This is a genomic window from Paraurantiacibacter namhicola (assembly GCF_001687545.1).
GTDB classification, from domain to species: domain Bacteria; phylum Pseudomonadota; class Alphaproteobacteria; order Sphingomonadales; family Sphingomonadaceae; genus Paraurantiacibacter; species Paraurantiacibacter namhicola.
In genome coordinates, this window is the sequence record NZ_CP016545.1 from 104,007 (window position 1) to 125,546 (window position 21,540).

Here is a 21,540-nt window from a genome sequence, read left to right on the forward strand (position 1 = left end):
TGCGCCGGCGATAAGATAGCCGATGAGGCCATCTAACCCGTCCCATTAGCGCCCCTAATCCAGACGCCGGAAAGCGCGCTATTCGCCCGCCCCGCGCCGCGATTCCTCGGTGGCTTCCACCAGCACGCGGTCGGCGATGGCATGGAGGGCCGCAAGGTCGCGAACCTTGACCCCGTTATTCAGGCTGCCGCGATATGTGCCCGCCAATTGGTCGGCGGTGACTGCCGGCTCCGGCCAGTCCGGATGCAGGTCCCTCATCGCGCTGCGCAGGCCCTCTTCGCTGCCCGCGCAGACAAGGTGGAGCGACGCCTGCTCCGCGCAGTCCACCGCCCCTTCCCAGCCCGACAGGTCCGGAAGCGGCGAGGATGCACTCACACGGGCGAAGCGGTCCGCCCCATTGCCCCGCCCTGAAATGCGCACCGCCGCGAAGCGTCCTGCCAGCGCCATGCGGTGCAGCTGGGGCAGTATGGCCCGCGCGTCCCGCAAATCGGCGATTTCGGCCTGGCGGATCTCACCGCCGGCGCAGCGCGCAATCAGCACATCGGCAAGCAAGTCGCCAAAGCCGATCAGGCTCGCCCCACCTGCATCGAACCTGATGGTTGGCCCCTTGGTCAGGAATGCGCCCAGCAGGTGGCGGTCGGCATGCCTCTCCTCGCCGTCCAGCCGCGCCAGGCAATCGTGCAGCAGGTCCAGCCCGCCAAGGCCATGGCATTCCAGCCACAGGATCTGCTCGGCCATGGCCTCGTAATCGCAAGTCTTGCCGTAAAGCGCCTCGAATACGCGGCGCAGAAGGGCGAGAAGCTCGTTGCGCGACAGGATCAGGGGCCCGCTGCCATCGGCGCTGCTCCCACCGGCGCTGGCCATCAGGCGGCCTGCGGTTTGACCGGGAAATACCACTCGTCGCAACCCGGCTCACCAAGCTCCTCGGGCAATGGGGCGCCCTGGAACATGGTGTTGCGCACCCACAGGCGCGAGCGCGGGTCGAACTTCCCCACACCGAAGAACGACAGCTTGCAGCGAAGCAGGTGGATCGGGAGGACGGCGGCATCGAGCAGATTGGCGCGAATTTCCCCGTAATGGGTGCGCGCCATGGTCTGGATGCGCCGCAGCACGCGCCGGTGCTCCGGATGTGCCATTGCGAAGTCCGCCACGGTGGCATCCCCCTCGGACACCGCGAATTCGGTTAGCGCCTCATAGCATTGCTGCACCGCATATCCGATGCCGAGCATCATCTCGCGGTCCTCGCCCGGCTCCTGTCCGCGCACGCCGAGACGGGGCTCCATCTTCTCCTCGGACCGGTACCAGAAGGTCGCGCGCGCCGCCTCATCATCGAAGTCATAGGCGAGCGCCCAGTCATACCGGTCCTCGATCACACTTCGCAGCTCGTCCAGCGACATATCGGGGTCGAGGCGGTATTCCTCATCCTCGCAGAGCCCATCTTCAAGGTCGTCGATCAGCTCGGGATGCAGCTCCATCATGATGGAGCAGGTCAGTTCGCGCGCTTCCGTGCCTACGGTATCTTCGGCGAGGTCCATGATGTCCTGCCATGACGAAGGCGTATCGCCGCTTTCCAGCCGTGCCAGCAGGGCCGACAATTCCTGCCGCGTGCGATCGTTAATCGCGTTCTGGTCCTGATTGTCGGTGGCGATTTCCTCCAGATGCCGGATCGCCTGCCGGGCGATCGCGCAGAACCGCTCGAACCGCGCCGTATCGAAAGCCCCCTCGCGCAGCACGCGGGCAAGCGCGGTTTCGCGCGCCTCGATCCAGCGGTTGATCAGCAGGGGGTGGTTGATGAGATAGGGCGCCATGCCGAGGCCGGTGGCATTGCCGATGCCGATATACCGCTTCAGCGCCGCGTCCAGCGGCACGTGGCTGCCGCCGGAGCGGTGGTGGGCGATGTGCTCCACCTGGTCGAGGCTGAATTGCCGGATGAGGTAGCAGACCAGCATTTCGGCCATGAAGGGTCGCGAGAAATCGGGATATTCGCTGCTGACCTTGCGCCAGTCGGCAAGGCCGAACTTGCCGCTGCCGTAGACCGCCGTGGTGCGATAGAGATAGCCGACCTTTGCCAACACATCGACGGAAGGCTGGTGGCCCTCGCACAGGCAATCGACCACGTAGTCGAAGTTCCGCACGCTCTTGTTGGCGCGCGACAGGACCAGGCAGCTCGCATCGACGCGCCCCTTTTCCTGCAGCGGCACATTGGACCGCAGTCGCTCCAGCCGCTCGGTATCCACCGTTCCTTCGCACAGCGTCGCGGTCATGTCCCAGTCTTCGGCAATCACCCGGTCGCTGCGGCTTTCCGGCTCCAGATGCTTGGCGAAGGCGACGAAGCTGAACAGCTGGTTCGCAGTGCGGATCTCATAGACGACATGGCCGTGGCCCCGATCGTCCAGCGCGTGATTGGCGCGCTTTATCTGCCAGTTCTCGCGCCCGATCTTGCGGATCAGAGAGCGCATGAAGCTGAGGCGGTAGGGATGGAGCGTACCGAGCCGCTCCAAGTCCATCACGACGGCCGCGGGGCGCAGTTTCAGGCCATCGTCGGTGCGGGTTGCTGGCTGGCTGCCTGACATCACATCATGCCCGGCCATGGTTCAGGCGCCGACACTGGAGGCTGGCGCGAAGGCATCGCGGAAGAATTCCAGCCAGTTGAGGCCCATCACCTTGCGCACCTCCTCATCCGAGAAGCCCGTTTCGCGCAGGCCTTCTGCTATGTTCATGAAATCGCGGCTGTCGCGGAACCAGTCTGGCTGGCGCGGCCAGTCGGCATTCGCAGCGCTGCCTTCGCCGTAATCCGGCCTGAAGGTCCACTTGCCGCTGCGCATCCATTCCAAGGTTTCATACCCCCAGTTCTGGCACAGGTCGGAGCCGATACCGACTCGCTCCACGCCCATCAGGTTGGCGGCATCGTACACCATCTGGCAGAAATCCTCGCGCTTGCAGTCGGACCCGCCGCGAAGGTGGAAGGGATACAGGCTGACGCCCAGCATGCCGCCCGATTCCGCCAGCGCGCGCAGCACGGTGTCGGACTTGTTGCGCAGCGCCTCGTGGAAACTGGAGGGGTTGGCATGCGTGATCGCGATCGGGCGCTGCGAATATTCGATGGCCTGCAGGGTCGATTTCTCGGCGCTGTGCGACATGTCGATCAGCATGCCGACGCGGTTCATTTCCTTGATCGCCTCGCGGCCGAAGCGGGTGATGCCGGCATCGTCATCCTCGTAACAGCCGGTCGCCAGCAGGCTCTGGTTGTTATAGCTCAGCTGCATGATCCGCACGCCCATCGCGTGCAGCCGCTCGACATTGTGCAAGTCGTCCTCGACCGGCGAACAGTTCTGGAAGCCGAGGATGATCCCGGTCTTGCCCGCAGCGCGCGCGGCGTCGATATCTTCCGCCTGCCGCACCGGCATCACCAGGTCGCCGCATTCCTCGAAATGCCGGTCCCACTGCGCGATATTGGCCTCCACCTCGGCGAAGTTTTCCCAATAGGCGATGGTCACATGGATCGCATCCACGCCGCCCTCGCGCGCCTGTTCGAACAGCTCCCTGTTCCAGTTCACATACTGGAGGGCATCGATGATCAGCAGGTCGTCCTTGGTCATATGTGCCCCGCCCCTATCCGCCGACGTAACTGGTCTTGACGATGGTGTAGAAGTCCTTGGCGTATGTGCCCTGCTCGCGCGGGCCGTAGCTGGAGGCTTTCCGCCCGCCGAAGGGCACGTGGTAATCGGTGCCCGCCGTCGGCAGGTTCACCATCACGCAGCCGGATTGCGAGTGGCGCTTGAAATGCCGCGCGCGGCTGAGCGAATTGGTCATGATGCCGGATGTCAGCCCGAAGTCCGTGTCGTTGGAAACGGCCAGCGCCTCGTCGTAATCGGCGACCTTGATCACGCTGGTGACCGGGCCGAAGATTTCCTCGCGGTTGATCCGCATCTTGTTGTTCGAGCCGGTGAAGATGGCGGGCCGCATGAAATTGCCCTTGGTGGCAAGTTCCAGGATGTCGCCGCCCGTGGCGATCTCTGCCCCCTCGTCCTTGCCGAGCTGGAGGTAGCCTTCGATCTGCTGCAGCTGGCGCTCGGTCACGACCGGGCCGATCTGCGTCTTCTCGTCCAGCGCATGCCCAACCACCAGCGCATCGGCGGCGGCAATCATCCGCTCCAGGAATTCGTCATGGATCCCTTCCTCCACCACCAGGCGCGAGGAGGCCGTGCATTTCTGGCCCGTGCCGAAGAAGGCCCCGCCAATCGCGCACTGGACGGCCAGGTCCATATCGGCATCGTTCAGCACGACGAGGGCGTTCTTGCTGCCCATTTCCAGCTGGATGCGCGCCATGTTCGTAATGGCTGACTGCGCAATCTTGCGCCCCACGGCGACCGAGCCGGTAAAGGTCACCGCGTCGATCCCGGGCGATCCGGCAAGTGCGCTGCCGACGTCATGCCCCTCGCCGATGACCATGTTGAACACACCGGCCGGGATGCCGCTGCGATGGATGATGTCGGCCAGGATGGCGGCGCTGGCAGGTGTCGTCTCGGAAGGCTTGAGTACCACGCTGTTGCCGAAGGCGAGCGCCGGGGCGATCTTCCATGCGGCCACGGCGACCGGGAAGTTCCACGGCGTAATCACACCGACCACGCCGGCCGGCTCGCGCGTCACCTCGACATCGACGCCGGGACGGACAGAGGCCGCCTGCTCACCGATCTGGCGCAGGCACTCGGCGGCGTAATACTGGAAGAACTGGCCGGAGCGGAAAGCTTCGCCCTTCCCTTCCGGAATTGTCTTTCCCTCTTCGCGCGCAATCACGCGGCCGATTTCCTCGCACCGGGCAATCAGCTCGTCGCCAATGAAATCGAGGGCTGCCTTGCGCTGCTCCAGACCGGTTGCACCCCATTCGGCCCCTGCTCGGTTTGCTGCGGCAATCGCCTGCTCGACATCGGCAACGCTGGCCGCAGAATAATGGCCGATGACATCGGCGTGATCGGACGGATTGATGTTGGCGACAAGTTCCCCCCCGCCAGTCCAATTGCCGTCGATGAGATTCTTGTAGGTTTCCGTCACGCCGCGCCTCCTGGGCCCTTCAAAGCGAATGCCCTCTCACCCTTGTCACCAGTAGTTTGGCGGCGCGCAAGTCAGATAAGGCTATCCAGTGATAAGGATTCGGTAATTATCAAAATTGCACGCTTTATCGGTGCTTTATAAACGCGCTGCCTGACTGCCGGATGGCAGTGACACGATTTCATAAGCAAATTTTATCCGCCGGGAGCTGCGCCGGTTGGAAAAGTGATCAGGTCTTTGAAATCGGCGTCGCTGAACCGCACTTCGACATTCTCCAGCTCAAGCCGCCTGATCATCGCCGGAATGATCTGCAGGATCGTCTCGATCATTGCCTCGCCAGCGGGTGAAAGCGACCACCCCTTCTTGGTGATGAGGTAGATGGCGCGCGTATCTTCCGGCTCGATAAGCGGGCGCGAGACGAGCACGGGATCGGCATTCTGCGCCGCCAGCGAAGGCAGGACGGTGACCCCGAAATTCGCCTTCAGCATGGCGAAGAGCAGCGTGGTGGTCGAAAATTCGTACTGCGTCTTGCCGATCAGGTCCTGCGCCTTGGTCAGATTGTGAAGCCCGGAATCGAGGAACCGCTGGCCGTATAGCTGGGCCCATTCGATCGGTCCCTGCTCCTGCGCCAGCGGATGGTCGCGGTGGCAGATCAGTTCGATCCGGTCTTCCAGCAGCAGGCGATAATCCAGATCGCTGCGCCCCGGCGAGCGTCCGCCGATTCCGAAATCGACCTCGTTCCGCGCCAGTCGCTGTTCGATACCCCGGGAATTGTCATCGATCATGTGGACCGAAATGCCGGGAAATTCCTCGGAAAACTGGCGGCACACTTCCGGCAGGAGGCGCGTGGCCACAGACGGCAGAACGGCAAGGCTGACATGCCCGCTGCGCCGTTCGGATGTTGCATTCAGATCGGAAAGCGCGGCATCGAAATCGCGGATCAGCCGCGCGGCGACCGGCATGAAATGCTCGCCCTCGGTCGTCAGCAGCACCTTGCGCGTGGTGCGCTCGAGCAGTTTGACCCCGACCGAATCTTCCAGCTGGCTGATCGCCAGCGAAACGGCAGGCTGGGTCCTGAGCAGTTCGCGCGCGGCAAGCTTGAAACTCTCCAGCTGGCCGACTGCAACAAATGCGCGCAAGTGCCGCAGGGTGATGCCGAACTGCTTGATGGCGTGTCTCTCTAAAGCTCCAGGATCTTGTCATATACCGCCTGGGACAGCGAAATCCCATCGCGCGTGTTGCGCTCGCGGTTGGCATGCCTGCGGTCACCGGGGAGCCGCGTACCTTCCTGCGCGGCGATCTGCTCGAACAGCAGCTCGCTGTGATCCAGCCAGCCCTCCGCATCGCCAAACATTCCGGGGTCCATCGCCAGGATGAATTCGCCGCCCTGCGGCGGCCCGCCGTCATTGTTGTCGCGCCTGGCGGCTTCGAAGCTGAAGCTCTCGCCGATCAGCCCGCCGGCCAGCAACTCCACCATCATGGCAAGCGAGGATCCCTTGTGGCCGCCGAATGCCAGCAGCGAGCCTTCGAGTATCGCATTGGGATCGGTGGTGGGATTGCCGTCAGCATCCACGCCGACGCCTTCCGCCATCTGATGGCCTTCGCGCGCCGCCAGCATGACCTCGCCGCGCGCGACGACGGACGTCGCCTGGTCGAAGACGACCGGGTTACCGGACTTGCGCGGCCAGCCAAACGCAATCGGATTGGTCCCATAGAGCGCCTTCTTGCCGCCGGCCGGGATGACTGCCGGCTTGTAGGAAGTGCAGGCAAGGGCGCAGAGGCCGGCCTCGGCCAGCGGCTCAATCTCGGTCCACAGGGCGGCGAAGTGATAGATGTCGACCAGCGCCAGGGCCGCGATCCCGTTCTTTCGAGCACAATCCACCAGCGGCTGGCGCCCCGTCTCCAGCGCGAGCGGGGCAAAGCCGCCGTCGCCATCCACGCGCACGACAGCAGGGGCAATCTGCTCGACGCGCGGGCGGGCCTTGCCATTGACCTTCCCCGATTTGAGCGTCGCGGCATAGCCGGCAAGCCGCATCAGCCCGTGGGAATGACATCCGTCACGCTCGGCTGCGGTGATCACGCGGGCGACGGCGGCGGCGTTCTCCTCGTCGCAGCCGCACCGCATCAGCGTGTCCACCACCAGTGCGTGCACTTCGTCCAGCGCCAGTTTCACGTCAGTCATGCGCCATATCTCCCCGGTATCATTCAGTCGCTGGCAGCGATCGGATAGCGTTCGAGCACCGGCCCGAGCGCATTCTTCAAAGGTCCGAGCCAGGGCTCGAAATTGCGCCACTGGTCGACGGCCGCCTTGCTGATCGGCTGGCGCACCTGCTCCGAACTTGCCGTCCGGACCGCGCGCTTGGTCTTATGGAATTCCACGCAGCTCTGCTCGAAGGGCACGCCGACATAGTCGAGGATGCGGGCGACCTGGCCTTCCAGATCGTCCAGCACATCTTCGTGCTGCACGCGCAGGATGCGGCCGGGCAGGACCTCGTCCCAATGGTCCATCAGCCGCACGTAATCACGGTAATAGCTGCCGATCTCATGCAGGCCGTAAGTGAACTCCTGCCCCTCGGCGAACAGCTGCTTGAAGCCGGAGAAACAGCACGCCATCGGCTCGCGCCGGGCATCGATGATCTTGGCATTGGGCAGGATCAGCTGGATGAGGCCGATGTGCCGGAAATTGTTGGGCATCTTGTCGACGAAATAGGCCGCGCCCTGCCGGTGGATCGCAGTGCTGTCGATGTAGTCCTTGCCCATCGCGGCCAGCTGCTCGCCCGTCAAATCGTGCAGGACCTTGGGATAATCCGACGTGCCGCCCGCCAGCTTGCGGCCCCTCAGCTGGTGCGACAGCGTCAGGATATTGGGCAGCTCCAGCGTCCCGTCGATCTGCGAATGCGATGCCAGGATCTGTTCGATCAGCGTCGAGCCCGCACGCGGGAGGCCGACCACGAAGATGGGGTCGCCGGCAGCGAAACCTGACCCTTCGTGCTTCGCAAAAAGGTCGCGGCCGCAATGTTCGATCTGGGCGTCGAACTCCGCCGTCATCACGTCATCCTTGTAACGTGACTGCTTTCGCTTGAGTTCGTTGCCTTGCTCGTAAAAGCGGAACGCCTTTTCGTATTCGCTGCGATCCTCATGCGCCTTGCCCAGGGCGAAGCAGACATGGACCTGGTTCTGGTAAGTCAGCGCCTTGCTTTCCAGCTGCTGGTGCATCTGCTGCAGCTCGGCTTCGCTGAAGCGATAGGTCTTGAGGTTGGCCAGTCCGTAATAGGCATCGCCGAAGCCGGGATTGACCGCAAAGGCCTTGCGATAGGACGCGATCGCATCCTCATGCTTGCCCACCGTCTTCAACGCATGCCCGCGGCTGGTCAGCGTGGAAGGATCGTCAGGGAAACGCTCCAGCACCTTGTCGAAAAGCTCGAAGGCCTGGTCATAATCGCCGGTCTGCATCGCCTCGATTGCGTATAGCGACTGGAAGATCGGGCTGCCCGGATCGGACTCGAACAGCTTCCTGGCCTGCTGCAGCGCAGCCTCGAACTTCTGCCGCTTGCGCAGGACCTGGATGTAATCGATCCGGACCTGGACGTTGGCGGGTTCGAATTCCAGCGCGCTTTCCAGCAGGAATTCCGCATCGTCCATCACGCCAAGCCGCACACCGATATCCGCCAGCAGGCGCATGCCTTCGACATGGGTCTTGTTGGCGATCAGGAATTCGCGGCACAGGCTTTCGGCCTTCAGGATCTTGCCTTCGTGCATCAGGTGGGTGACCGCCACCAGCGGCTTGGGCAGCGCCGCCAGACGGTCGGCCTGCGCCTGCGCGGCGGCCGCGGCTTCGCCATTTCCTTGGGCAGAGAGGATGGCGGCCTGCGCGGACCAGCTGGCCTGCAGTGCGGGATTGCTCTGGCACGCGCGCCGATAGGCTTCGAGGGCGCGGTCCGCCTGCCCCATGGCGCGGCGGATGTGGCCTTCCTCCTGCAGCGCCCGGCCGAAATCGGGTGCGACCTGCTGCAGCTGCGTGATCTGGTCCAGCGATTCGTCCAGCTGGCCGAGATAGCGGCGGCAGACGGCCGTCAGGTAAAGCGCCTCGATGTCCGGATTGTCTGGTGCGGAAAGTCCGGAAAGGACGCCGATCGCATCCTCGAACTTCCCTTCGTACATGAGCGCCTGGACGTCTGCGAGCTTGTCTTGGTCACTGGTCGCATTGTCAGCCATGTCGTGAAAAGAAATCCGATCCCATTGAAACGAAAGGGGCCGGCCGAAACCGGCCAGCCCCCGTCAGTAGTCAGCTTTTACCGCATTACAATCAGTAGCGGTAGCTGACGCGTGCCCCCACCGTCTGCGGACGCGAGATCACCCAGCGCGTGCGGTCGTTGATGAAGTTACCGCTGATCGGCGCCGAAGCGTTGGTCAGGTTCTCACCGAAGATCTCCAGCGACCAGTCGCCATTGGTGACGCCTGCCGAAAGGGCAAAGGTCGTCCACGCAGGCAGCGTGATGCGGTTGATCTGGATGATGTCCGTTTCCTGCGATGCCGTATAGGTCACCTGCGGCTGGATATGAGCCGTAAGGTCGGTCGATACGTCGAATTCGTAACGTACCAGCACATTGGCCTGCGCCTTCGGAGCGAAGGCAAGTTCGGAACCCAGGACCACATCGTTCGTCGGCGTCAGGACTTCGGTGATTTCCGTGTCCAGCAGCGACCATGCAGCCGTCGCGGTCAGCCCGGGAATGCTGTACGGCGCGAAGGTCAGATCGGCCTCGACGCCTTTGATCCGGGCATTCGCCGCATTGTCCGAGAAGAACAGATTGGTGATGTTCGGATCGAAGATCGTCGTCTGCAGGTTTTCGATATCGACGTAGAACGCGTTGCCGTTGAACCGGACCTGGTTGTCGAACAGGTTCGTCTTCCAGCCGATTTCGTAGTTCGTGACCTCATCGGTCTCGATCGCGAAGGGCACCGTGAAGCCGGCACCGTTCGATGCACCGCCAGGACGGTTCAGCAGGCCCGGACGGAAACCTTCCGAATAGGTCGCATAGAACAGCAGGTCATCGGTGGGCGTCCAGTTGAGCGTGCCCTTGAAGATGAAACCATCAGTCGAAGCGGTGTCCGGCGCGCGGAGCGCGTTGAACACCAGGTTCGCCTGCGTTGCATTCAGGCCAGCATTCTGGATGTCCTGCACGCTGTCGTTCAGCGTGAAGGTCTGGCGCAGGGCCGCATTACAGCTGCCGATGAAGGTGAACTGGCCGTCACCATCGAACAGGTCGCTGATGTTGGTGCCGAAGGCGTTCTGGTCGGTACCGCCTGCGTTACAGAAGGAACCGTTCGCGCTGCCTTCGAAATCGACTTCCACGTCGTAGTAACGGGCACCAAGGGTGACCGAGAACTGGTCGCCCAGGTCAACCGTGACCTCACCGAAGATACCGAACTGCTTGTCGGTACGGCGAATGTCGTTGCGGAAGATCGTTTCCGCCGGGAACGGGCCCGGATCGGAGTTGTACACGCCCGGCTGCGGGAAGTTGGCCGGGAAGCCGCCGAACGGATTGGCGATCACGTTGTTCAGGTACTGGAAGTCCACGCGCTCCTCGAGGACGAGGTCGCTGTAGAAACCACCAACCGTCGCGCGGATGAAGTATTCTTCCGGCGTGTTGAAGCGCAGTTCCTGCGTGAAGACCGTGGTCTTGGACGTGGCATCGGTCTGCGATGTCGGCGCCTGGCAAGTGCCGGACGGCGCTGCCGAACCGGGATACGTCACCGACCCGTCGCAGATGTAATAGGGCAAGTACTGACCGACGAAGAGATATTCGGTGTAATCAGCCACCTGGTCGGAATCGCGGACCGTATATGCGCCGGTATAAACCACATCGAGACCGGCAACGCGGCCTTCCACCGTCCAGCTGGTATTATGGAAGTTGTCTTCCAGGCGTTCCGGCACGAAACGCTGGACGTCGTCCTTGCCCAGCGTCGGATCGACCTGGAAAACACCGTCTGTTTCCAGCCCTTGGCGGGCGTGTGCCGCGGTGATCGACCAGTCGAGGCCGATTTCGTAGCGAGCCGAGACGCGGAAGCCGAGATACTGGGAGTCGTTGATATTCTCTTCGACCAGCGCGCTGTTGTCGGCGTTGAGGAAAGTTACGCCCGAAAGGTTCGACGTGGACTGGAAGCCGCGGCGCGCTGCACTAACGGGCACACCGTTCTCACGCACCGTGCCTTGGGGACGGAAGCGGGCGCTGTCTGCCAGGCTCCGCGTGCCGGCGACATTGTCGATATAGCCGCCCTGGTTGTCGATATAACCGACCACGCGAAGGGCGAAGCTGTCACCGAAGGGGACGTTGACCATTGCTTCCAGGTTCTGGCTGGATTCGCCGTCCTTGGTGAAGGCGACACCGGCCTTGAACTTGGCCTGGAATTCGCCGGTCACCGGCTTGTTGGTGATCAGGCGAACCGTACCGGCCTGCGAGCTGGCGCCGAACAGCGTGCCCTGCGGGCCGGCCAGGACTTCCACACGCTCGAGGTCGGCAGCGTAAACGTCGAGGTTACGACCCGGCTGCGACACCGGCTGCTCGTCGAGGTAAAGCGCGACGTTCGGAGCGAGGCCGGCCACACCTGCGATGGAGTTGGCGGGCGTCGTCGAGGCGAGGCCGCGGATGTAGATCGTGCTCTGGCCGGGGCCGCCGCCGCCAGCCGATACGCCGGGCAGCTGCACCAGGTAATCGTCGAAGGTCGCAACGCCGAGCTGGTCCAGCGCTTCGCTGCCGATGGCCTGCACTGCCACAGGGACATCCTGCAGGTCTTCGGTCCGCTTCGTGGCGGTGACCACGATTTCCGTGATACCGCCCTGCCGAGCCTCCTGCTCTTCTGCTGGAGCAGCATCCTGGGCATGCGCGGTCTGCGCGGTGCCCCCGATTGCGAGTGCACAGACTGCAGCTCCCTGCATCAATTTAAGCTTCGACATTGACGATCTCCCTTAATCACGACTTCGTGGCCCCGTCCGCTCGACAAATATGCGGATCTTATGAATGCCTCACACACTCCCGACCGTGATCGGTGAGCGGCACATAGATTTGCAAGTCAGATAAACGTACGGATTGATAAAAAAACGATATTAAACCTCATGGCTGGGGAATTAGCACCCGGTTTCAGTCACCTGTGGCTAAATCCCTCCAAATCCCAGCGTATCGCACGCGTAGGAAAATATCCATTAATCCCTAAAAATCAGAGAAACTGATGTATCTCATAACCCCTATCCGGGACCGGTTGTGGCTGGCGCCTCGGGCAGGCCAGACGCCCCTTGCGAGCGAAGCCCTCTCCTCATGGCGATGATGCGGTGCGATCGCGCAGCAAGGTTTTTGCCAGCGCGAACATCATCAATACCATCACGCCAGAGAACGGCAAGGCTCCCACTGTCATTACTGCATTGATGGCATCGAGCCCGCCCACACTGAGCAGGACCCCGATCACCGCGGTGATCAGCAGTCCCCAGCCGGCGATGTGAGAGCCCTTGCGCCGCCCGATCTCCCCTGCCGAGGAGATCGTGTGAATGACGAGGATTCCCGATTGCGCGGAGGTGACGAGGAAGGTGATGAGCAGGACCACCACGAGCCCGCTCATGGCCACCAGTCCCCAATTGCCCAGCATCACGTCGAGCGTGGCGAACAGGCGCGCCGACAGGTCGGCTTCCAGGATGACGCCGCCCGCGCGCCCGCTCAGCTCCAGTTCCAACGCGGTCCCGCCGATGAAGGCGAACCAGCAGAAGCAGACCAGCGTCGGCACCAGCATGGCGCCCAGTACATATTCGCGGATCGTGCGCCCGCGCGACACCCGCGCCAGGAACATGCCCACGAATGGTGCGAACGCGATCCACCATGCCCAGTAGAAGATCGTCCAGGCCCCCTGCCATTCGGCCAGGGCATCACCCTGCGAACTGCCGTCGGCAGCGAAGTGCTGCGTGGCCATGGATGCAAAACCGGTGACGTAATCCCAGATCGCCACGCCCAGCGTCTTCAGCTCGAACAGGGTCGGCCCGGCAATCAGGAAGAAGGCGAGCAGCAAGATGGACAGCACGAGGTTAACATCGGCCAGCCACTTGATCCCCTTCTCCACCCCGGAAAATGCCGAAGCGGTGGAGATCGCCATCACCACGATCAGCAAAGCCAGCATGGCGGCAAGTGCCGGCTTGCCGGCCTCGGTCATCACCCAGTCCCAGCCGGTGATGTAGAACAATCCGGATGAGAATTGCGCAACACCGTAACCGATCGTGATCGTGACCCCGACGATCGTCGCCAGGACGGCGACCACATCGACTGCGTGACCAAGGGGGCCGGAAAGGGACTTGCCGAACAGCGGGTACAGCGCCGAGCGCAGGCTGAGCGGCAGGCCCTTGTTGAAGCTGCAATAGGCCAGCGACAGGCCGACCAGCGCGTAGCACCCCCAAGCGGAAAAACCCCAGTGGAGCACCGACCATTTCATTGCCGAGCGGACATTGTCTGCCGAATTGGTCTCCACCACCCCGTTGATCACATCGGGATTGGTGGAAAAATGGAAAATCGGCTCGGCAGTCGAATAGGTCAGCACCCCCATGCCGATGCCCGCGCCGAACATCATCGCGATCCATGAGAAGTTGGAGAACTCCGGCCGCTCGCCAGGCTTGCCGAGCCGGAGCCTGCCTGTCGCAGGCCATGCCGCGATGGCCACGCAGAACACCACGAAGGCGAACATGGCGTAAAGGTACCACGCCCCGAACCGGTCGACCACGAACTGGTTGAGGCTGGCAAGCGCAGCCCCGGCAGATGCGGAATAAATGACCGCCCATCCGATCAGCAACACGGCGATGCTTGCCGATGCGATGACCACGGCCGGATTATACCCCTTCAGCGGTCCATCACGGCTGATGCGGACGGTCAATTGCTCCTGTCGATCGGCGATCGGCTTTCCTCCCGGCTGGCAAACTGAAATTCGAGGCGCCTCAGGCCAGGCCGACGATCTGGCCGTCGCCGTCCAGCCCGATATCCAGCGCAGCCGGATGGCGCGGCAGGCCGGGCATCACCATGATGTCCCCGCAGATTGCCACCACGAAGCCAGCGCCGGCCGACAGCCGGACCTCGCGCACCTCGACCGTATGGCCGGAAGGTGCACCGTTGAGTGCCGGGTCAGTGCTGAAGCTGTACTGCGTTTTGGCAACGCAGATCGGGACATGGCCGTGGCCAAGGTCCTCGAATTCCTTCAGCGTGCGCTCGACCGCGCCTGACAGCACGATGTTTTCGGCGCGGTAGATCTCCTTCGCCACCGTGCGGATCTTGTCGGCCAGCGGGAGGTCGTTGTCGTACAGCAGGCTGACCTTGGTCTCGCCGGCATCGAGCGAAGACTTCACCGCCTCTGCCAGTTCGCGCGCGCCTTCACCGCCCTCGGCCCAATGCTTCGACACCGCGCAGGCGACACCGTTATCGGCGCAGACCTGCTTGAGGGCCGCGACCTCGTCCTCTGAATCGTGGACGAAATGGTTGATTGCGACGACCGGCTTGATGCCGAATTTCTTCAGGTTCTCGATATGCCGCGCGATGTTGACCGAGCCGCGCTTCAGCGCGTCGACATCGGGCGTGCCGAGATCGTCCTTCTTCACCCCGCCCTGCATCTTCAGCGCGCGCACTGTGGCGACGAGCACCACGGCGTCGGGGCGCAGGCCGGACTGGCGGCACTTGATGTCGAGGAATTTCTCCGCGCCCAGATCGGCGCCGAAGCCTGCCTCGGTGACAACCACATCGGCCAGCTTAAGCGCGCTGCTGGTGGCCATGACCGAATTGCAGCCATGCGCGATATTGGCGAAGGGGCCGCCGTGGATGAAGGCGGGATTGTGCTCGATGGTCTGCACCAGATTGGGCGCCAGCGCATCCTTCAGCAGCACCGCCATCGCACCGTCCGCGCCGATATCACGCGCAGTGACGGGCTTCTTGGAGCGGGTGCGCGCCACGATGATATCGCCGAGCCGCTTCTGCAGGTCTTCCAGGTCCTTCGCCAGGCACAGGATCGCCATGATTTCGGACGCGACGGTGATGTCGAAACCGCTTTCGCGAGGGATGCCATGGGCCGGGCCGCCAAGGCCGATGGTGATGTTGCGCAGCGCGCGGTCATTCATGTCGACGACCCTGCGCCAGGTGATGCGGCGCGGATCGATGTCGAGCGCGTTGCCCCACTGCAGGTGATTGTCGATCAGCGCGGCGAGCAGGCTGTGCGCCGAGGTGATGGCGTGGAAATCGCCGTTGAAGTGCAGGTTGATGTCTTCCATCGGCACGACCTGGGCACGGCCACCGCCAGCGGCGCCGCCCTTCATCCCGAAACACGGGCCGAGCGAAGGCTCGCGCAGGCAGACCATGGCGTTGACACCGATGACGTTCAGCCCATCCGTCAGGCCGACGCTCGTCGTGGTCTTTCCTTCACCGGCGGGCGTGGGCGTGATGGCAGTAACCAGCACCAGCTTGCCATCCGGCTTGTCCTGCAGCGAGGCGATATGCTCCAGGCTGAGCTTCGCCTTGTGGTGGCCGTAAGGCACAAGCGTTTCCGGTTCGAGGCCGAGGCGACGCTCTGCGAGCGGCAGGATGGGCTCCATCCGGGCGGCACGGGCGATTTCGATATCGGGCGCGCCCGGCGGCGGCAGGTTCTCTTGTGGCATAAGGTATTAAGGCTGTGCCCCCTCCATCGGACCGGTTGTCCGGCCGCGCATTTGTGCTGCTAATTCTGACTTATGTGAGCCGCCGGACAAGATGGAATATGATTAGTGGCGCTAATCTAATCGACAGCATGACGGATGGTTATGCTTGCCAATCGCGCGCCGTGGCATCGCGTGGGAAGCGAGGTTTTGCGCCTGTAAGCCCTATGGCTCGCCCACGCTCATGAACTCTTCGAGCCATGGCAGCCGCTCAACGAGCGAAGGGATCACATCCTCCGACAGGATGGCGCGGCATTCCTCGGTAACCGTCTCCGTCGCCTTGCCCAGGATGCCCTCGCGGGCGACGAGTGACATGCGGCGATAGAAACTGCCGCGGCTGATCGGCTTCACGACCAGGTCATCGAAAACGTCCGGCGTCTGTGCGAGGCACAAGGGGGTCGTGATGCCCCAGCCATCGCCCAGCGAAACCGCGCGCGCATGTCCCGTGACCGAGTCGAATTCGACCTGTTCGGGGAACTTGAGCTGCAGCCGGTTAAGCTGCGCCTCCGTCTTGCGCCCGACCGAGGACCGCAGGGAGAAGCGAATGAACTTGCTGGCCGAAAGGTGCGGACCCAGCTCTGTCTCAAGCGGGAAATCCTTCGGGAAGATGAGTACGTATGGCTCTGTAAAGACGGTGTAGCGTTCGACCCCGATCATGCCGGAAACATGGCTTTCCTCGGTGATCATGATGTCCGCTGCGTGCGCGTTGAAGCGGGAAAGCTGGTCGGGAAACAACGCATTCGAGATGCGCCAGGAACGCGCCATCGCCCCGGCCCGGTGATACAGCCGCGGCCCAAGCACATTGGCCAGGCTTTCGGGCATGGTGATCGAGATATTGGCAAGCTGGGCCTTCTCGATCTCGGCCGCTTCGAAATAGGCCTGCTGGACATCGGCAAGGATCTTCTTCCCCCTCTCCAGCAGCGCCCGGCCAGCCCCGGTAAGGACGATGGGCCGCACGGTCCGGTCGAACAGCTGCCGGCCAACAGCCTCCTCCAGCGCAGCGATGGTCTGGGAGACCCCCGATTGCGTCATCCCCAGCACTTCCGCGCCGCGCGTCATCCCACCCTGTTCGGCGGTGGTGACGAACACCTGGAGCGTGCGGAACTCGAAGCTCCCGAGCGATTTACCGTGCTTCATCTGCTATCCGCCAACCGGCCCCCTATCGACCCTGTGACCCGCGCCCTCGCTAATCGGGATTCCTGCAACATTGCAGTGCATGCATCCGATAATCAGCATTACTCTCACTTATCATGCCCCCTTCTGGTCATGCAATTGTTCCACCCGCCCATTTTGCCGACTACCCCTGCCAGCCTGTGAGAATCTGCTGCCGGTTACAGGCATGAACGCGCAGCCGAGGGAAGCGGAGGGGAACCGGGATGGGTGAGAACGATCAGAAGACGATAGAGCCGCCGTTAACGGAACTGCCCATCGCCGTATCCGAAGACGGTTTCTATTCCGGCTTCAGCAAGCATGTGGCGCTCCCTTCGAAGATCATCGTTTCGCTGCTGATCATCTGGGCCATCGCCTTCCCGCTGAATGCGGGCGAGGTGCTGGGCGTGGCCAATGCCACGCTGATCCAGATGTTCTCGGGCTGGTATATCTGGCTTGTCGGCGGCTTTCTCGCCCTCAGCGTGGTGCTGGCGCTGCTGCCCGTGTCGGGCCGGCTCAAGCTGGGCCAGGCGGACGACGTGCCCGAATTCTCCCGCTTTTCCTGGTTCGCCATGATGTTTGGCGCAGGCCTTGGCATCGGGATGCTGACCTATTCCACTGGCGAGCCGCTGGCACACCTGCAGAACAACCCCGTTATCATAGCCGGCGAAGCCACGGCGCTGACCGAAGGCGCGGTGCGCTCCGCCTATCTCTATTCCTTCCTGCACTGGGGCTTCTCGGCCTGGGCGATCTACGCGCTGGCCGGGCTGTCGATCGGCTATGTCGCCTATCGCCGCGGGCTGCCGCTGACGATCCGCTCCGGCCTGGCACCACTTTTCGGACGCCACCTGACGGGGCTTCCGGGCCACCTGGTGGACATCGTGGCCGTCGTCGCCACCATCCTGGGCATATCGGTCACGCTCGGCCTCGGCGTGGAACAATTCGTTCACGGACTGCACCGTATCGGCCTGGGCGAATGGCTGCTTGCCGAGGACGCGTCAGCATCGACCGCAGCGATCATCGTGGCGCTGATCGTAATCGTGGGCGCATCCACACTTTCGGCGCTCTCCGGCGTTGGCCGGGGCATCAAATGGCTGTCGAACCTGAACCTGATCCTGTCCTTCGTACTGTTTGCCGCCTTCATCGTCGCGGGCTCGGCGCTGCTTAGCCTGGAAATCTTCGGCCGGGGGCTGTTCGACTATATCGTTTCGCTGCCCGCCCTTTCCTTTGGCGGTGCCTCGTCCGACGGGACGTCGATCGGCGATGCCGTCGCGCAGTGGCAGCTCGACTGGACCGTATTCTACTGGGCCTGGTGGATCGCCTTTGCCCCCTTCGTCGGCATGTTCATCGCCCGCGTCTCGAAAGGGCGGACTGTGCGCGAATACATCCTCGGCGTGGTGCTTGCGCCAGCGCTGATGTGCTTCGTCTGGCTGGCGCTGATTGGCGGCACGGCCGTCGATCTGGTGCTGAGCGGCGCAGGCCAGGGCGAGATTATCGGGACCGTCATTTCGGACCAGCTTTACGCCACCATCGCTGCCCTGATGAGCCCGGGGCTGGCCTATGGATTCTCCATCCTCGTGGTCGTGCTGCTGCTGACATATGTGATCACCTCCGCCGACAGCGCGATCCTGGTGGTCAATACGATCAACGCGGGGGGCAATAGTGAGGATCACGGGCGCCGCCACATCATCTTCTGGGGTGTAGCCATCGCGCTTGTGGTCGGCAGCCTGCTGGTCGTTGGCGGGCTTGGCGCAATCCGGACGGCCATGATCATCGGGGCCCTGCCCTTCAGCTTCGTCAGCGCGCTTCTGGCCATCGCCGTCGTCAAGGCCATCTGGCGCGACACGATCCGGATGCGCCACGGTGTCGACTGCACGAGCGGGGCGGATGGCGACGGCTGATCCGCCCCGCCCCTCGTGCATGGATGGCGCCTGGCGAAGCAAACCATCAGCGGAAATGTTGTTGTCTATGACCGGGCGGAGTGAGACCTCCCTTGGCGTCAACTGCTGAAGAGGCCGTGCGCATGCCGTCTGTTCTCGATATCGAAGCGTTGGAAAAGGTCCGCCTGCCGATCGAACAGGCACGCGGGCTGCCCAATGAGCACTACACCGGCCCCGACCATTTCGCGGTAGAGCGCGACGAGGTCCTGTTCCGCAACTGGAGCGGGATCGGCTTTGGCAAGGATGTGCCTGCAAGCGGGCAGGTCCACCCCGTCACTTTCCTGGGCATGCCGCTGCTGATCGTCCGCGACCGCGAAGGGCAGGTGCGGGTGTACCAGAATGTCTGCCGTCACCGCGGAACCGTGCTGGTGGATGCGCCGTGCAAGGTGCCGGGCAACCTCATCCGCTGCCCCTATCACAGCTGGGCTTACAAGCTCGATGGCGCGCTGGCCGCAACGCCGCACCTTGGCGGCCCCGGCAAGAACAGCGATCCGGCCTTCGACAAGGGCGAGTTCGGGCTGGTCGAGATCGCCTCCCACGTCTGGCAGGATGTGGTCTTCGTCAATGTATCGGGCACAGCGCCTCCGTTCGAGGAATACGCCGCCGCCGCCATCGAGCGATGGGCCGAGTTCGATCAGCCCGTGCATTTCTGCGGGGAGGAAAGCGCCTTCACCATCGATGTCGGCACCAACTGGAAACTTGCAGTCGAGAATTACTGCGAGGCTTATCACCTCCCCTTCGTACACCCCGCACTCAACACCTATTCGCGGCTGGAGGATCATTACGACATCATCGAGCTTGGCCATTTTGCGGGACAGGGCACCCGGGTTTACCGCCAGCTCGCAGGTGAGGAAGGCCAGCGCTTTCCCGATTTTGCCAACCTGTCGGAAAGCTGGGAGACACAAGGGGAATATATCTCGCTGTTTCCCAACGTCCTTCTGGGTGTCCACCGCGATCACAGCTTTGCCATCGTGCTGGAGCCTGATGGCCCGGCGCGCACGCGCGAACATGTTGCGCTTTACTATGCCGATGCCGGGGTTTCCGGCGACGAGTGGACTGCCTTGCGCGAACGCAATGCCCAGCTGTGGCGCACCGTGTTCGAGGAAGACGTCGCATCGGTCGAAGGCATGCAACGCGGCCGTAGCGGTTTGAAATTCGATGGCGGAAAGTTCGCCCCGGCGATGGACAGGCCAACGCATGCCTTCCACCAGTGGATTGCAGGCAGGCTTCTGGAGGACGTTGGATGACGGATGATTTCGCTGCAGACGGGCTTGCCCGCAACTTCGTCGCAGGCGAATGGCGCGGCGGTGATGGCGGTGAATCGATCGCAGTAGAGGATCCGGCGTCCGAAGAACGCGTGCTGGATGCGGCCATCGCCGGCAGCGAGAGCCTGGACGTTGCCATCGGCGCGGCGAAAGATTGCGTGGCCCGCGGCGCAATCTCGGACATGCTGCCCGCCGAGCGCGCCGCCTTGCTGCGCCGTATCGCGGCCGAGATCCGCACCCTGGCGCAGAAAGGCAGCCCCTTGCTGGCGCGCGAGAGCGGCAAGCGGCTGGAGGATGCGCAAGGCGAATTCGCCGAGGCTGCCGCCTATTTCGAATATTATTCCGGCCTCGCGGACAAGATCGAAGGCCGCTCGATACCCCTTGGTCCCGGTCTTGCCGATTTCACGGTGCTGGAGCCGTATGGCATCTCGGCGCAGATCATTCCCTGGAATTACCCGGTCTCGCTCGCCGCGCGGTCTCTCGCCCCGGCCCTCGCGGCGGGCAATTGCGCGATCCTGAAGGCCCCCGAGCTCGACCCGGCGGCACTGCTGATGCTGGGCCATGCTATCGATCGGGCGGGGGTTCCCAAGGGCGCGGTCTCCATCCTCAACGGAATTGGCGCCGATCTTGGGGCCAGGCTGGTCAGATCGCCGGACGTCGACCAGATCGTCTTCACAGGCTCAGTCGCCACCGGGCAGGCCATACTCCATGCCGCCGCGGATATAGTCACGCCGGCCCTGGTCGAACTCGGCGGAAAGTCGGCAGCCATCGCTTATGCGGATGCCGATGCGGACGCGCTGGTCGAGAGCGTCAAATGGGGCATCTTCAACAATGCCGGGCAGGTCTGCTCGGCCATGTCGCGTCTACTTGTCCATCGCTCGCGCCACGCAGAGATCATGGAGCGGCTGGTCGCCATGGCCGGATCGCTTAGCGTGGGTGACGGCCTGTCCAACCATGATCACACACCGCAGATCTCCGCCGCGCAGCTCGACCGGGTGGAGGCCATGGTCGCCCGTGCGCGCAGCGACGGACAGGAGGTCGCCACCGGCGGTGCGCGGATAGACCGGCCGGGGCATTTCATGGCGCCCACCATCCTCGACAATGTCGACCCAGCCTCGCCGATCGCGCAGGAGGAGGTCTTCGGACCGGTCCTGTGTGTCACGCCGTTCGACAGCGAGGACGAGGCCATCGCGCTTGCCAATGGCACCGAATTCGGGCTGGTCGCGGGCCTGTTCACGCGCGACATCGGCGTCGCGTTGCGAACGGCGAACCGGCTGCGTGCGGGCCAAGTCTTCGTCAACAAGTGGTTTGCCGGCGGCATCCAGACACCCTTCGGCGGCGTCGGAAAATCCGGTTTCGGGCGGGAGAAGGGCGCGGAGGCCCTGCTCAATTACGTGCGCACGAAGAACATCGCCGTGGCGCTGGACTGAGCAGC

14 protein-coding genes are annotated in these 21,540 nt (G+C 63.2%); 3 read left to right on the forward strand and 11 right to left on the reverse strand.

Translation table 11 applies throughout. From position 1 onward, the window contains the following. Positions 1 to 78: 78 nt before the first annotated feature. The 11 genes from A6F65_RS00535 to A6F65_RS00585 form a co-directional block, all read right to left on the reverse strand. Positions 79 to 897: a DUF3726 domain-containing protein gene (locus A6F65_RS00535; protein WP_157093000.1), complete on the reverse strand. Its 819-nt coding sequence runs from the start codon at positions 895 to 897 to the stop codon at positions 79 to 81. Continuing rightward, complete coding sequence (locus tag A6F65_RS00540; RefSeq protein ID WP_205631885.1) at positions 864 to 2,591, reverse strand: hypothetical protein; 1,728 nt, start codon at positions 2,589 to 2,591, stop codon at positions 864 to 866. Before A6F65_RS00540 ends, A6F65_RS00535 begins: the two co-directional genes overlap by 34 nt. Positions 2,592 to 2,594: 3 nt before the next feature. Continuing rightward, positions 2,595 to 3,599, reverse strand: a complete 1,005-nt coding sequence (locus A6F65_RS00545) for a membrane dipeptidase (protein ID WP_067784589.1) — start codon at positions 3,597 to 3,599, stop codon at positions 2,595 to 2,597. Positions 3,600 to 3,612: 13 nt separating this feature from the next. Continuing rightward, positions 3,613 to 5,052, reverse strand: coding sequence for an aldehyde dehydrogenase family protein (locus tag A6F65_RS00550; RefSeq protein WP_067784592.1), 1,440 nt, complete (start codon positions 5,050 to 5,052; stop codon positions 3,613 to 3,615). A gap of 191 nt (positions 5,053 to 5,243) precedes the next feature. After that, entirely contained in the window at positions 5,244 to 6,188 is a 945-nt protein-coding gene (locus A6F65_RS00555) for a LysR family transcriptional regulator (protein ID WP_067784595.1), read from the reverse strand. 41 nt (positions 6,189 to 6,229) lie between these two features. Beyond that, positions 6,230 to 7,231 (reverse strand): Ldh family oxidoreductase, encoded by a 1,002-nt coding sequence (locus A6F65_RS00560; RefSeq protein ID WP_067784598.1) that lies wholly within the window; start codon positions 7,229 to 7,231, stop codon positions 6,230 to 6,232. Positions 7,232 to 7,254: 23 nt separating this feature from the next. Next, positions 7,255 to 9,264 carry a tetratricopeptide repeat-containing sulfotransferase family protein gene (locus tag A6F65_RS00565; RefSeq protein ID WP_067784600.1) on the reverse strand — a complete coding sequence of 670 codons (2,010 nt, stop codon included), beginning with the start codon at positions 9,262 to 9,264 and terminating at the stop codon, positions 7,255 to 7,257. A 91-nt stretch (positions 9,265 to 9,355) separates the two neighbouring features. After that, positions 9,356 to 12,004 carry a TonB-dependent receptor gene (locus A6F65_RS00570; protein ID WP_067784602.1) on the reverse strand — a complete coding sequence of 883 codons (2,649 nt, stop codon included), beginning with the start codon at positions 12,002 to 12,004 and terminating at the stop codon, positions 9,356 to 9,358. A 356-nt stretch (positions 12,005 to 12,360) separates the two neighbouring features. Continuing rightward, positions 12,361 to 13,953, reverse strand: a complete 1,593-nt coding sequence (locus A6F65_RS00575) for a BCCT family transporter (protein ID WP_205631886.1) — start codon at positions 13,951 to 13,953, stop codon at positions 12,361 to 12,363. Positions 13,954 to 14,014: 61 nt separating this feature from the next. Then, positions 14,015 to 15,715, reverse strand: coding sequence for a formate--tetrahydrofolate ligase (locus A6F65_RS00580; RefSeq protein WP_067784608.1), 1,701 nt, complete (start codon positions 15,713 to 15,715; stop codon positions 14,015 to 14,017). Positions 15,716 to 15,916: 201 nt separating this feature from the next. Further along, a complete protein-coding gene (locus A6F65_RS00585) occupies positions 15,917 to 16,888 on the reverse strand; it encodes a LysR family transcriptional regulator (protein WP_067784610.1) in 972 nt (323 codons plus the stop codon). Positions 16,889 to 17,127: 239 nt separating this feature from the next. Here A6F65_RS00585 and A6F65_RS00590 point away from each other — a divergent pair, with 239 nt between their 5' ends. From A6F65_RS00590 to A6F65_RS00600, 3 genes are all read left to right on the forward strand, one after another. Then, positions 17,128 to 18,801 (forward strand): BCCT family transporter, encoded by a 1,674-nt coding sequence (locus A6F65_RS00590; RefSeq protein ID WP_067784614.1) that lies wholly within the window; start codon positions 17,128 to 17,130, stop codon positions 18,799 to 18,801. A gap of 122 nt (positions 18,802 to 18,923) precedes the next feature. After that, positions 18,924 to 20,087, forward strand: coding sequence for an aromatic ring-hydroxylating oxygenase subunit alpha (locus A6F65_RS00595; protein WP_067784617.1), 1,164 nt, complete (start codon positions 18,924 to 18,926; stop codon positions 20,085 to 20,087). Further along, positions 20,084 to 21,535, forward strand: a complete 1,452-nt coding sequence (locus A6F65_RS00600) for an aldehyde dehydrogenase family protein (protein WP_067784621.1) — start codon at positions 20,084 to 20,086, stop codon at positions 21,533 to 21,535. Before A6F65_RS00595 ends, A6F65_RS00600 begins: the two co-directional genes overlap by 4 nt. Positions 21,536 to 21,540: the final 5 nt, after the last annotated feature.